This window comes from Flavihumibacter fluminis, from assembly GCF_021491375.1.
GTDB classification, from domain to species: Bacteria; Bacteroidota; Bacteroidia; order Chitinophagales; family Chitinophagaceae; genus Flavihumibacter; species Flavihumibacter fluminis.
In genome coordinates, this window is the sequence record NZ_JAKEVY010000003.1 from 442,174 (window position 1) to 456,659 (window position 14,486).

The following is a 14,486-nucleotide window of genomic DNA, read 5'->3' on the forward strand; positions in this document are numbered from 1 at the left end:
CATTGTAACCAAGCTAAAACCAATTTTATGTCACGATTGCTGCTCTGGCTCCGCCATGTTCGGGGTGACCTATTCCTCTTATTTAAAATTCCCTGTTTATCTGTTGATAGCTAATGCTTTACGTCCGATTTTGGCGATAAAGCAGGGTGCGCAGGACGCACCTGTTAACTCTAATCCAATTCAATCATTTTTAATCTACTTAAATGAATGCTTCATTTAAACTCAACCAGCTAAATGGAAAGGGCTTTGCTGCCCTGATCCTCGCTGCTGCGCTCGGGCTGGGGGTTTCGTCTCCATATCCCGTTCTCGCTGCTCCGGATGGTTATGCGGAAGCTCCTTATCAGCAGGGGCGTGAAATCAGCGGACGTGTAACGGACGAAAAGGGAAATCCCGTATCCAATGCAAGTGTAACGGTTAAAGGACGTTCTTCCGGTACCACAACGAATGACGATGGTTTATTTAAACTGACTATTGGGGAAGGCGATAAAACGCTTGTTTTCAGCTTTGTTGGATATAAAACCCTGGAATATGACCTGACGGCATCCAATTCTGTTGCGATCACGCTGTCTGCTGCCAATGAGCAGTTATCAGATGTTGTGGTAGTGGGATATGGTACCCAACGAAAGGTTACAGTAACCGGTGCGGTGGCGGCGGTAAAAGGAGATGCGCTGGTAAAATCACCGGCGGTTGATTTGTCGAATTCACTAGCAGGTCGTTTACCCGGACTGGTCGTAATTCAAACCAGTGGTGAACCAGGTTATGATGGTGCCACCATGCGTATCCGGGGTAATAATACCCTTGGTAACAGTAGTCCGCTTATTGTAATTGATGGTATTCCTGACCGTGATGGTGGTTTGGGTCGTTTGAATCCAAAAGATATTGAGTCCATCTCCGTATTGAAGGATGCGTCTGCGGCTATTTATGGAGCACGTGCGGCAAACGGTGCGATCCTTGTAACTACCAAGAGAGGGGCTTCCGGCAAACCAAAGATTACGTATGATTTCAACCAGGGCTGGAGCCAGCCGGCAAGGATTCCGAAAATGGCCAACGCTTATCAGTATGCCACCATCATGAATGAATTGCCGATTTACCGGAATGTGGCTCCTGCCAACTGGGCTGCTGCCTGGGAGTCTATTCAGGCCACAGGCACCTATCCCGGTGTACCCAGCGTTCAGTATTCACCTGAATCTGTACAGAAATTCAGGGACGGAAGTGATCCCTGGGGCCATCCTGATACCGATTGGTTTGGGGATGCATTTAAGACCTGGTCGCCACAATCCAGACACAACTTGCAGTTGACAGGTGGTAATGAGAATGTACGGTACTTTACCTCATTAGGATATGTTCACCAGGATGCTTATTATAAGAACTCAGCTACTTATTATAAGCAGTATAATTTCCGCACCAACCTGACAGCTAAAGTAAATCCATACATCAATGTCAATGTAGGAATTCTGGCCAGACGAGAAGACAGGAACTTTCCTACGGAAAACGCCGGTGCGATCTTCAGAATGCTGATGAGAGGTCGTCCTACTGAGCCGGAAGTATGGCCAAATGGATTGCCGGGGCCGGATATTGAGAATGGACAGAACCCATATGTAATTACCACCAATGCTACCGGTTACCAGAAAAACCCTACAGATTTTGTGCAGGGCAATGGTTCCGTTGAAATAACCAATCCCTGGATCAAAGGCCTGAAGCTTACGTTGTCGGGTGCTGTGGATAAAACCACATCCACCAACAAAACCTGGCAGACTCCATGGAGGCTTTACAGCTGGGATAAGATCTCCTATGAGGCAGATGGTGTAACTCCTTTGCTGGTTGGGGCCATACGTTCGAATTTTACTGATCCACGTCTGACACAGTCCTTCTCTTCCATTTTGAATACGAACCTGACAGGGATGCTGAACTATGATACCCGAATCGGGGATGATCATTCAATTGGAGTGTTAGTGGGGGTTACCCGTGAAACTTTTTCGGGCGAAGGATTCCTTGCTTACAGGAGAGATTTCCTTTCGACTGCAGTTGCGCAGATTGCAGCAGGTGGAACTGCTAACCAGCGTACTGATGGTACTGCGTATGAACGTGCCCGTTTGGGTTATTATGGTCGTGCTCAGTACAACTACAAAGAAAAATACCTGGCAGAATTTATCTGGCGTTATGATGGTTCCTATATGTTCCCGGAAGATTCCCGCTTTGGTTTCTTCCCCGGAGTTTTATTGGGATGGAACGTTTCCAATGAAAACTGGTGGAATGTTAAGGCCGTTAATAACCTGAAATTACGTGCGTCATATGGCCAGATGGGTAATGACCAGATCCTTTACAATGGTGTACTACAGGAGTTTGCCTATCTATCCATTTATGGGAGCGGACAATACCCGATCAATGGTCAGGTACAGAATACGCTGTTCGAGCGGTTGCTGCCCAACCCCTTCTTTACCTGGGAACGTGCGCAGAACTATAATATCGGTATGGATGCGAGCTTTCTGGATAACAGGTTTGATCTGACATTGGAATATTTCTACAATAACCGGACAAAAATCCTGATACCCAATACGGGTGTTACGCCGGGTTCGTCTGGTATTGCGGATCGTTTGCCACCACAGAACCTGGGTGAAGTAGACAACAGGGGCTTTGAATTTGCTTTGAATTACAACGCAAGAGCAGGCAAAGACCTGGTTATCCGTGCCGGTATCAATGGTGGTTATGCGAAAAACAAAGTGGTGTTCATGTCTGAAACCCCGGGTATTCCGGATTATCAGCGGATGGAAGGTAAGCAGATCGGAGCCTTCCTGGCCTTCCAGTACGATGGAGTATTCCGTGATGTGGACGACATTAATAAAAATACGGTTGACTATAGTGGGGTAACCGGTCAGCTGTTACCGGGAGATATGAAGATCAGGGACGTGAACGGAGACAATAAGATCAATGCCGATGATGCGGTTAGACTGGATAAAAACAATACCCCCACCTTTAACTATGGTGCAACCTTTGATCTTCGCTACAAAGGATTTGATATGAGTATGTTGTTCCAGGGAGCTACCGGAGCGTTGATCAGAATTCAGACAGAGTCCGGAGACATTGGTAACTACCTGGAATATTTCTATAAGAACAGGTGGTCCATTGACAATCCCAGCAGTGTGCATCCAAGATTGGCCAGCAGGGGTGATACTTATTTCACCGGAGGTAACTATGGTAATAACACATACTATATGTTCAGTAAAAACTATATGCGTCTGAAGAATATTGAAATCGGCTATAGTTTATCACCCGAATTACTGCAGCGCATTAAGATCAGCAATCTCCGCGTGTTTGCGAACGGATTGAATGTATTTACCATCGATAAGATGAAAGTGTACGATCCGGAGGCAACTGTTGAGAGTGGTGTTTATTATCCGCAGGCGAGAGTGATCAACCTGGGCTTTAGTGTAACTTTTTAAACTAGTACAGATGAAAAACGGGAAAATAATTACCACGATCGCATTGGCAGTTTTAGTAACAGCCGGTGCTTGTAAAAAAGACTTCCTGAACACGGAACCTCAGAACGAGTTTTCAAGTGAGTCGACCTGGACCGATGGTCCGCTTGCGCAGGCATTCGTGTTCAATGTGTACTCCTACCTGGGTTATGGTGGGTTTGAGGAACAGATGCTGGCTGCTTATACGGATGAAGCGATGTTTACCCATGCAGGAAGAAATATCAACACCTTCACTGAAGGAGCCGAAACCCCTTCGAACCCTGCCTGGTTCAGTGGCACGTATAGCTGGAATACCATGTATGAAGCAATACGGGATGCAAACATTGCCATCAACAGATTGCCTGGCGCATCCTTTGATGATCAGCCATTAAAGGATCGTCTTCTTGGAGAAGCCTATTTCCTGAGAGGGTATTACTACCAGCAGCTGATGCGCTTCTATGGAGGTGTTCCGCTGGTTAAACGTCCGTATGGACTAAATGAAGATTACAGCATTGAGAGGAGCAGTTTTGAAGCAACTGTGGCTTCTATTGTATCTGACCTGGATAGTGCAGCCCTGTTGCTGGATGGTAAACCGGTTACTCCCGGTCGCGCTTCCAAATTATCAGCAATGGCATTAAAATCAAGAGTATTGCTGTATGCTGCCAGTGATTTACACGATGCGAATACCGCAAAATCTAAATCTGCTACACTCAGCTCATTCTCTAATATTGAATTGGTAGCATATAATGGTGGCGACAGAACAGCACGCTGGCAAGCGGCAAAAAACGCAGCTAAAGCAGTGATAGATGCAGGCACCGGATATAAGCTCGATCTTACAGCTCCGGTATCGGCCGAGGAAGGCAAGAATAACTATGTTTCGTTATCAATGGGTGGCGGTAGTAAGGCTGCGGAAGCGGATGCAGCTGCGGCAGCTGAACTGATCTTTTTTAGAACACTTTCCGGCTTATATACACAGGAAAGCAACTGGCCACTGGGTGGTTTGCATTTTGGAATCAACAATGGTCCGAATGGTTATCATAACTGGGGAGGAAATACGCCTATTCAGCAACTGGTAGATGATTATGAAATGATGGATGGCAGCAAATTTGACTGGAATGACCCGGATCATAAAGCGGACCCCTATACTGGTCGTGACCCCCGCTTTTATGCAACTGTGCTGTATGATGGTGCACCCTGGAAACCCCGGCCTTCTGATGTAATCGGACTTGATCCGGTAAGCCAAATCCAAACTGGTTATTACAACAACGGATCCGGAACCATCAATGGTATTGATACCCGTGCCTCTTCCGTAGAAAACTGGAATGGATCCAGGACGCATTACTACAACCGCAAGTTTATTGATCCAAACCCGGCGTTACCGGATAACCAGTCCAATTTTCAGCTGGTACCCTGGCCCTTCGTCCGCTACACAGAAGTAGTGCTGAATTATATTGAAGCCTGTATAGCATTAGGTGAAGAAGCTGAGGCCCGGGCATGGCTTAACAAAATTCGTTTCCGTGCAGGTATGCCGGCTGTAACAGATGCTGGTCAGGACCTGGTCAACCGTTATCGCAACGAAAGGCGGGTTGAACTTGCCTTCGAAGAGCATCGATATCATGATGCCCGCAGGTGGATGATTGCGTCTGAAACAGTAGGCAGAGGTATTAAGAGCATCATCGTAAATGGTACACTGAAAAGTGGAGCCACTCCGCATATTCCGTATCGGCATGATAAGTCGCGGTATAACTATACCTATACCGTGGTGGATAATAACGAAAACGAACGGAGGAAATGGGATGATAAAATGTATTACCGTCCTATCCTGAGGGATGAAATGAATCGGAATGACAAGCTGATTCAGAATCCAGGATACTAATAAGAAAGATCAGAAGAATAAAAAGAATCTATTCCTAAATTGGGATAGATTCTTTTTATATAGAACTGTTTCATGAAATCACCTAGTTTATTTATACTACTATTGGTCGTTTATTTAACGGCTTGTAATAACCAAAACGAACCGGCTTCTACTCAGGCTGAAAACGGCCTTTTTGAATTATTGCCGGCAGAACAAACCGGAATCGCCTTTGAGAACAGGCTTACAGAAGGGTTGAATACAAATATCCTGATGTATGAATATTTTTACAATGGAGCAGGGATTGCAACCGGTGATTTCAATGGTGATGGACTCGAGGACTTATACTTCAGCTCTAATATGGGAGAGAATAAGTTCTACCTCAACAGGGGTGATTTTAAGTTTGAAGATATTACCCTGCAAACAATGGCAGGAGGAAGGCCCGGACCCTGGAAATCCGGCGTGAATGCAATAGACATCAATGGGGATGGAAGGCTGGATATTTATCTATGTTATTCCGGTGCCATGCCGGCGGAAAAAAGAAAGAACCAATTGTTTGTCAATACCGGCAATTCTCCGTCGGGTATACCGGTTTTCGAAGAGAAAGCAGAAGCTTACGGACTTGCACAAACGGGTTTCAGCAATCAATCCTATTTTCTGGATTATGATCGGGATGGCGATCTGGATATGTTATTGATGAATCACAATCCCAAGAATCTTCCCATTCTGAATGATGTGCAGACCCGGCAAATGAATGCGCAGGATAATCCGGAAAAAGGAGTCAGACTTTTTAAGCAGCAGGATGGAAGGTTCACAGATGTAACTGTTGGTTCAGGCATTAATGGTTCTGAACTTTGTTACGGATTGGGAATTGGAATCGGCGATTTCAACAATGATGGCTGGCCTGACTTTTATCTTTCAAACGATTATGCAGTGCCTGATTTTCTGTATATCAACAATCAGAAAGGAGGTTTTATCAACCAGTTGGAGACAGCCATGGGACATACCAGCCAGTTTTCAATGGGTAATGATGTTGCGGACATTAATAACGACGGGTTGACGGATATTTTCACCCTGGATATGCTACCGGAAGATAACCGCAGGCAAAAACTGCTGATGTCACCTGATAACTACGAGAAGTTTTCAGTGAACCTTAATAACGGTTTCTATTACCAATACATGCGCAACATGTTGCACCTGAACAATGGCAATGGGACCTTTAGTGAAATAGGACAGCAAGCGGGGGTTTCCAATACGGACTGGAGTTGGTCGGCCTTGTTGGCTGATTTTGATAATGATGGATGGAAAGACCTGCACATTACAAACGGTTACCTAAAGGATTTTACCAACCTTGATTTCATTCATTACATGAATTCCTATATAGAGCAAAAGGGAAGATTACAACGGGAGGATGTAATGGAAATTATTCAGCAAATGCCATCTTCCAATGTAAAGAATTACATTTTTAAAAATACAGGAGCATCCGGTTTTAAAAATATGGCTGCCAGCTGGGGAGTGGACCAGGTATCCAATAGTAATGGCGCTGTGTATGCCGATCTTGACAAGGATGGTGACCTGGACCTGATTGTTAATAATATCAACCAGCCTGCTTTTGTATATCGGAATACCGCTGCTGCACAAAGTGACAATAACTACCTGGGAGTTAAATTACTGGGCAATTCGCCAAATACCTTAGGTATTGGAGCAAAGGCGGTGTGTTATAGTAAGCATGGTATACAGGTGCTGGAGCAATATCCTGCAAGAGGTTATTTATCCAATGTAAGTTATCAGTTACATTTTGGAACTGGTAAGGATTCTATCGTGGATTCATTGGTTGTAACCTGGAACAGTGGTAAAGTGCAGGTCCTGAAGCAGGTTGGCATAAATCAGGTTGTCACCTTACAGGAAAAAGATGCACTTGAAAAACCCCGGTTACCCATTGCTTCTGATCCCATTTTCAGGGCAATTGCAAGTCCGGTTAAACACAGCATTGCAGACAATGCCATCAATGATTTTAACCGGCAATCGCTGTTGCTGCACCAGTTTTCGCATGAGGGTCCCTGTATGGTGAAGACGGATATCAACAAAGACGGACTGGAAGATATATTGATAGGGGGCACTCCTGGTGAACCAACTGCATTGTACATTCAAACAGCGGGGGGCGGCTTTTCACAAAAAAAAATACCGGTTTTTGAGCAGGATAAACAATTCCAGGATGCTGCAATAGCTGTGTTTGATGCTAACGGAGATGAATATGCGGACATTTATGTAGTAAGCGGGGGGTATCATGATTTTCAGCCGGGTGACGAACGACTGCAGGATCGGTTGTATATCAACTCTGGCAAACTGGAGTTTTCGAAATCAGCCGGACTTCCGGAGTTGCGTTCCAGTAGTTCTACAGTTGCTGTGGAAGATATCAATGGAGATGGTTCATTGGATCTTTTTGTGGGAGGAAGAGTGGTGCCCGGCCGTTATCCGGAACCGCCGGTATCTGCTCTACTGGTGAATGACGGAAAAGGTAATTTCAGGAATGCTACTGCTGAACTGGCGCCGGAACTGGAAAAAATAGGCATGGTAACAACGGCGCTATGGGTGGATCTGAATGGCGACAAGCAAAAAGAATTGATTGTGGCAGGTGAATGGATGCCGGTTTCCGTATTTGGAAATCAAAATGGAAAATTAAAAAATCGTACTGCTGAATTTTTACCGGATGCTGAATCTGGATTTTGGAATACAATAGTGACAGCCGATGTAAATGAAGATGGAAAACCGGATATACTGGCAGGCAACCTGGGATTGAATACACAAATACGTATCAGTAAAAAGGAACCGGCTGAAATGTATTATGCCGATTTTGACGGGAATGGTTCGGTTGATCCGATATTCAGTATGTATTTGCAGGGGAAAAAGTATCCGTATCTGACGCGTGATGAATTGATTGGACAGCTACCGGTTATGCGTAAACGATTTTCGAATTTCAAAACTTACGCGGATGTAACGATGGATGAACTCTTTGATAAGTCTGCATTAAACAATGCGGACCATTTGCAGGCAACTCAAACGGAGACGGTTCTTTACCTCAGTACTGCAGATGGAAAGTGGGTGAAATCATCGTTACCTGCTGAGGTACAATACTCACCGGTATATGCCATCGAACCCCTGGATTTTAATGGAGACGGTCACCTGGATATTTTATTCGGTGGCAACAGCAGTTCAGCAAAAATCCGGCTGGGCAAGATGGATGCCTCTTATGGCGGATTGCTGCAGGGGGACGGAAAGGGAGGATTTGCATGGGTTTCCAATAGGAAATCCGGACTGGCTATTCGCGGAAACATCCGATCCATTCTTCAGGTAAATGATAAACTATTAATTGGAGTAGTTGGTGAACCAGTAAAAGCAGTTACAATTAGAAAATAAACAGAATGCTGAACGGAGTCAATAACCGAAAGTATTGCTGGCCACTGATATTGTGGACGATCCTGAGTTGGTCCTGCAAACCTTCCGTATTCCCTCCGCCAACGGATGCGGAATTGGCCACGGCATGGGCAGAAATGACCACTTACCTGACGCAAAATACGCCTTCCAATTCGCCAACATTTGCATCAAGAGCCTTTGGATATATCGGACTTACGATGTACGAGTCCATTGTACAGGGATATTCAGATTACCAATCTGTTGCCCCTCAATTGAATGGATTGGGTTCACTGGCCTTACCTGAAAAACGGTTTGATTACAATTGGCAACTTGCATTAAATGCAGGCCAGGCAGAAATACTCCGATCTATTTATATACAAACCAGTGCATCCAATAAAAAACGAATTGACTCACTGGAAGCGGCAATTGAGCAGCGATGGAGAAAACAGGTGAAGGATGAAGAGGAGCTTTTACGATCCATTCAATATGGCAAAACCATCGCCATGCAAATTTTTGAGTGGTCAAAAACGGATGGTGGTCACAGGGCTTATTTAAAAAACTTTGACAAACAACTTCCGATCCGGACATTTCCTGGTTCGTGGAAGCCGCCGTTGTATGCACAGTCGTTCAGTCATTATCCACTTCATCCGCATTGGGGCAAAAATCGATGTTTCCTGGTAGCGGATTCAGTGATGGACGCACCGGTACCGTTGCCATATGATACGACACCCGGGTCTCCGTATTTTGAACAGTTCCGGCAGGTGTATGAAAAAAATAAAATGCTTACCCTGGAGGAAAAGGAAGCCGCTATCTGGTGGGGAGATGATCCTGATGTAAGTTTTACTCCACCTGGTCATTCCTATTCATTGGGAACCATAGCAATCCGGCAGCAGCAACCGGATCTGATCACTTGTGCGGAGACCTATGCGCGCATAGGTATTGCCGTTGCAGATGCCTTCAGGAATTGCTGGAAGTGGAAATTTCAATATTATACGGAGAGGGCCAATACATTTATACCAGAATATATTGATCCAAACTGGGAGTCATTCTGGCCGGATCCGCCATTCCCGGCCTTCCCTTCAGGGCATGCCATTCAAGCAGCGGCGGCAGCAACAGTTCTGACAGACCTGTATGGAGATTTCTTTCGGTTTACGGATAGCTCACATATAGGAAAACCGGAAGATCCAATTCGCAAAGTTGGTTTTAAGGCCAGAACCTTTAACTCCTTTTGGGCTGTAGCGGAAGAAACAGCTAATTCACGATTTTATGGAGGTATCCATATACCTATGGATAATGAGAAAGGATTAGAGAAAGGAAAAGAAATTGGTCAAAATGTAAATCGCCTGAAATGGAAAAAATAATTGTCCTGTTAAACGGCTTAATCCTGCTTGCATTTTCTCCATTAATGGCGCAACTGAAGTTTACTGATATTAGTTCAGAAGCAGGTATCCGGCATGTATATAAAGTACATGAGGGATTGTTTGGCGGTGGTGCCTGTGTATTTGACTTTAATAAAGATGGATGGGAAGACCTGTATATTACAGGAGGTAAAAAATCAGATCAGCTGTATAAAAATAATGGGGATGGAACATTCAGCGAGATACTGGAGACTACAGGTTTAACCACTACCCGTAATTATGTTACCAATGGAGTGGCAAGTGCGGATATCAACCGGGATGGCTGGCCTGATCTGGTGATTACTACAATGACAACCATTAAAAACCCACCGGTTATTCCGCGAGCGATTAATTTATTATTTCTGAATAATGGGAAAGGAGGGTTTCTGGATGTGACCAAAGAATTTGGTTTCGGAGAACTACTTTCATTTAGTACTGCTGCAAGTTTTGGCGATATCAACGCAGATGGCTGGCCGGATCTCTATATTGGTAACTATTTCAATGAGTTTACAGGCAACCTGGCGAGCATTACCGATGAAACTGTGGTGGGTGCGAATCAGATTGCAAAAGGCTATTTGTTTCTGAATGAAAAAGGGAAGCGATTTCGGGAGGTGGGTGCAGGGTATGGCTTGAATATAGCAGGGTTTGGATTTGGCGGGATCTTTACAGATTTCGACAATGATCGGGATCAGGATTTGTATATTAACCATGATTTTGGGTATAAGCGTACTGCAAATCTCCTGTATGAAAATAAATACCCTTCCGTTTATTTTCAGGAAGTAGGTAAGCCTACACAAATGGACTTACGTATCAACTCAATGAGTGCAGCTGCGGGTGATTTCAACAATGATGGTTGGATGGATTATTATATGACCAATATCCGGTTTAACTGGTTTATGGTAAATGAGGGGAAAGGGAAATTTTTTGTCAATCGTGTTAAGGAATTGGGTTGTAATTATATCGCAATCAGTTGGGGAGCGAATTTTGCGGATTTTGATCAGGATGGCGATCTGGATTTATATGTTGCAAATGGTGACCTGAACCCTAACTGTAATCCGATTGGCGATTATTTTTTTGAAAATACGGGGGGCAGGTTTCAGGAAATTGCAAGGCAGGTTGGATTGCAGGATTATGGTATGGGAAGAGGCTCCGTGGTATTTGATTATGATAAGGATGGTGATCTGGATGTGCTGGTGGTTAACCAGGAAGCAATTTGCGCCGAATACCCTGCCAGTTCTGTTACCCGCTTATACCGCAATGATTCGAAAACCGGAAACTGGATCTCCGTAGGATTAGAAGGTGTAGATGCAGAGTCCAATGGGATTGGCTCCCGGGTTAAACTGGTAGTTGGAAAAACTGCGATGATTCGTGAAATTGATGGCGGCGGATCGAGTCATGTTTCTCAGAATTCCATTCTTGCACATTTCGGGATTGGGGCTAATCAACTCATTGATTCTTTGATTGTGCAATGGACGGGTGGAAATACACAAGTACTCACCAATGTGAAACCCAACCAGTTTTTGGTTATCAGGGAAATACCAAAGCCGACAAAAAAGATGAATTGGATGTATGGGCTGATAGCTTTTGGGGTTGTGATGGCTGGACTTACCGTATGGGTGCTGCGCAAAAAAAAATCGTAGTTTCAACACTTTAAAGCAAGTAAACATGGATACACAATCCCGTCGTGAATTCATTTCATCAACCGGAAAACTTACAATTATGAGCGGATTAGGACTTGGCGCGGCCTCTTTGGAAGAAGAAACTGCCCAACTCAGGAACAAGTTTATACATCATGTATTCTTTTGGCTTAAAAATCCCGATAGCCAGGAAGACAAGCAAAAGCTGATAGCGGGTTTACAAAGACTAACCAAGGCTAAAACGATTGAATCAGCTCATATCGGTGTTCCTGCAGCTACCAATCGGGAGGTGATTGAGCGCAGTTATCAAGTGTCCTGGCTACTAGTATTTAAAAATGATGCAGACCAGGAAGTTTACCAGAGTGATCCAATACATCTCAAATTTATTGAGGAATGCAGCATGCTTTGGGAGAAAGTGGTGGTGTACGATAGTGTTCAGGCCAAATAAAAAAAAGATTCCTGGCTGCGCTTGTTAGAAAACGGACAGTCCAGGAACTCTACCAGAAGTGATCCTCTACACCTTCCAAATTAATCGAACCGTGTAGTATTTTTAAAGCACCATGATTTTGATGGCTTCACCATTCACCTGCATAACGTACATACCTTTTTGCAGTCCCTGGTGATCAAAAGCGTGACGGTTGCTATTGAAATTGATTTGTTTTACAAGTTGACCTGAGAAGGAGAACAATTTGATATTTCTTGCTTTCGACTCAGAGAATATTAATTCCGTACGACCAACCTGGTTGATAACACGCATGGTGCTAAAGCTTTGATTGATCCGGATAACATCTGAATAAACCATACGATCCAGGATGTTTACACCACGTACGCGGTAGAATCCATTCTGCAAAGGTGTTTTGTCAATGAACGTATATTGACCGGTGCGACCATTAACTGTAGCTACCTGGCCGATTGTTTCATATTTCATACCATCTTCAGAACGCTCTATATAGAAAGTTTTTGCCTCGTGATTATCAGCGGTAGTAAAGTTGATGCGGTTCTGACCGTTTTCAGCAAACCCTTTGATGCTGGTAAATTCCAGGGGAAGGGTTGAAAAGTCGTAGAAATAACCGGTTGAAAACTGAACAAAATTGTTGCGACGCTGGTTGCCATTGCTGTTAAAACTTCCAGAAATCCGGATCCGTCCGGTCAGTGTAAATCCATTGGCAAGTGTTGCATCCAACAGGTGAACGGAGTTATTGTCGCGCGGGTTTACGGTAAAGGTTTCCTGAATATTTCTGCCATTCAGTACCAGTTGGTCAATAATCATGGTACCACGATTACTTCCATTGTTTCCAATACCCATATCCAACTGCAGGTAATTCATATTGGCCAGATCTGCACTTTTGCGATTTCCTAAAAAATTGCGGAGGTTATTTATCTGTCCATTTTCTCTGTCTTCACGACGACCTCTGTTATCATATGTTTCTACTTCATTATTGAATTCATTCCTGGAAGGATTGTAAACAATTGTGAAACGGATTTCCGGTTCATTTTCAAAATCAAAATCATCGCTATTTCCTCTTGCTGTTAAGTCCGGAGTCCCGTAAATCACTTCAGCATCACCTTCGTTTGGATGAAGTCCCTGAAAACGTTGAGCCAATAAAGCATTTGATCGGTTAGCGGGAATAGCCCCGTTGTTGAACTGCGCTTCGCTCGTAACAGCGCATAAGATGATCAGGCAGAGCATGGGTATGCTCTTAAGAAGAATAGTTTTCATTTCTGGTACGATTAATTTTTTAATCGGCTTTTGGTAGGACGAGGATCGATTCTGGTATAGGGTTGATAAGGTTTAATCTGTAGATCGGTATAGGGTTTCTACCGATGACAACACAAAGGTAAACACTTAGATTAATTCTACTAAGGGTAAGCACCTATATTCGATGATAAGGCGATTTTCTTCGATGAATAGCATTTTTACCCAAAAAAAACCGTAGTTCTTCGGGTCTAACCGTATTTTCTGCAGGAATTCAGGGGGAGGGATCAACGACGTTCGAGTGCTGCGGCAGCAGCCTCATCCACCATCCAGATGGTAGTTCCTTCCGTGGCTTGAACGGATTGGGAAGGGTATTGGTCGATATCTCTTGGTCCTTCAAGTACGTTTGCCAATGCTTTTGCCTTACCCGAGCCGGTAGTGAGGAATAAGATACAGCCTGATTGGTTGGCAATCGGCCGGGTAATGGTTACCCGGAACATATCCTGTTGTTCCAGGAAAAAAGAACTGCACCACCGGGTGTTCTCATGAATTACCTCTGTATTTGGGAAAAGAGAAAGCGTATGGGCGTCATCACCCATACCAAGGATGAGAAGATCAAAGCTATGTGGTTGATTGTCAAAGTATTGATGTAGTATTTTTTCATAGGCGGCGGCTGAATCAGCCGGACTATCATAATCCGTCCGCATAACATGAATTTGCTCTTCCGGGATATTCACTTTATTTAACAGGGTGTCATACGCCATCCTGGCATTATTGCGATCATCTTCCAATGGAACATACCGCTCATCTCCCCAGAATACATGGATTTTACTCCAATCAATTTGGCTTTGCAGGGGTTCTTCCGCCAGTAGCTGGTGCAGGCGTTTGGGTGTGGAACCACCTGATAAACAGATGGTAAAACGATCCTGCCGGCTCAGTACTTCTTTGATCCGGTGAACGATGAAATGTGCTGCTTCGGTTGCTACTGCTTCAGCATTGGGGAAGACATGGAGTTGCATATACTATAAAGTTTTA

At 44.4% G+C, this 14,486-nt stretch carries 8 protein-coding genes; 6 read left to right on the forward strand and 2 right to left on the reverse strand.

The features are described 5' to 3' along the window. Positions 1 to 203 precede the first annotated feature (203 nt). From L0U88_RS13185 to L0U88_RS13210, 6 genes are all read left to right on the forward strand, one after another. Positions 204 to 3,440 carry a SusC/RagA family TonB-linked outer membrane protein gene (locus L0U88_RS13185; RefSeq protein ID WP_234866534.1) on the forward strand — a complete coding sequence of 1,079 codons (3,237 nt, stop codon included), beginning with the start codon at positions 204 to 206 and terminating at the stop codon, positions 3,438 to 3,440. Between the two features lie 10 nt (positions 3,441 to 3,450). Next, positions 3,451 to 5,331, forward strand: a complete 1,881-nt coding sequence (locus tag L0U88_RS13190; protein WP_234866535.1) for a RagB/SusD family nutrient uptake outer membrane protein — start codon at positions 3,451 to 3,453, stop codon at positions 5,329 to 5,331. A gap of 72 nt (positions 5,332 to 5,403) precedes the next feature. Then, positions 5,404 to 8,724: a VCBS repeat-containing protein gene (locus L0U88_RS13195; RefSeq protein WP_234866536.1), complete on the forward strand. Its 3,321-nt coding sequence runs from the start codon at positions 5,404 to 5,406 to the stop codon at positions 8,722 to 8,724. A gap of 5 nt (positions 8,725 to 8,729) precedes the next feature. Beyond that, on the forward strand, positions 8,730 to 10,082 hold the full coding sequence (locus L0U88_RS13200) for a vanadium-dependent haloperoxidase (protein WP_234866537.1): 1,353 nt from the start codon (positions 8,730 to 8,732) through the stop codon (positions 10,080 to 10,082). Continuing rightward, on the forward strand, positions 10,070 to 11,758 hold the full coding sequence (locus tag L0U88_RS13205) for a CRTAC1 family protein (RefSeq protein WP_234866538.1): 1,689 nt from the start codon (positions 10,070 to 10,072) through the stop codon (positions 11,756 to 11,758). Before L0U88_RS13200 ends, L0U88_RS13205 begins: the two co-directional genes overlap by 13 nt. Positions 11,759 to 11,783: 25 nt before the next feature. Beyond that, entirely contained in the window at positions 11,784 to 12,203 is a 420-nt protein-coding gene (locus tag L0U88_RS13210; protein ID WP_234866539.1) for a Dabb family protein, read from the forward strand. 102 nt (positions 12,204 to 12,305) lie between these two features. On the opposite strand, the gene L0U88_RS13215 is transcribed toward L0U88_RS13210, so the two are convergent. Together L0U88_RS13215 and pgl are read right to left on the reverse strand one after the other, a co-directional pair. Next, positions 12,306 to 13,475 (reverse strand): T9SS type A sorting domain-containing protein, encoded by a 1,170-nt coding sequence (locus L0U88_RS13215; protein WP_234866540.1) that lies wholly within the window; start codon positions 13,473 to 13,475, stop codon positions 12,306 to 12,308. Positions 13,476 to 13,738: 263 nt separating this feature from the next. Next, positions 13,739 to 14,470 (reverse strand): 6-phosphogluconolactonase, encoded by a 732-nt coding sequence (gene pgl, locus L0U88_RS13220; protein ID WP_234866541.1) that lies wholly within the window; start codon positions 14,468 to 14,470, stop codon positions 13,739 to 13,741. Between the last annotated feature and the right edge of the window lie 16 nt (positions 14,471 to 14,486).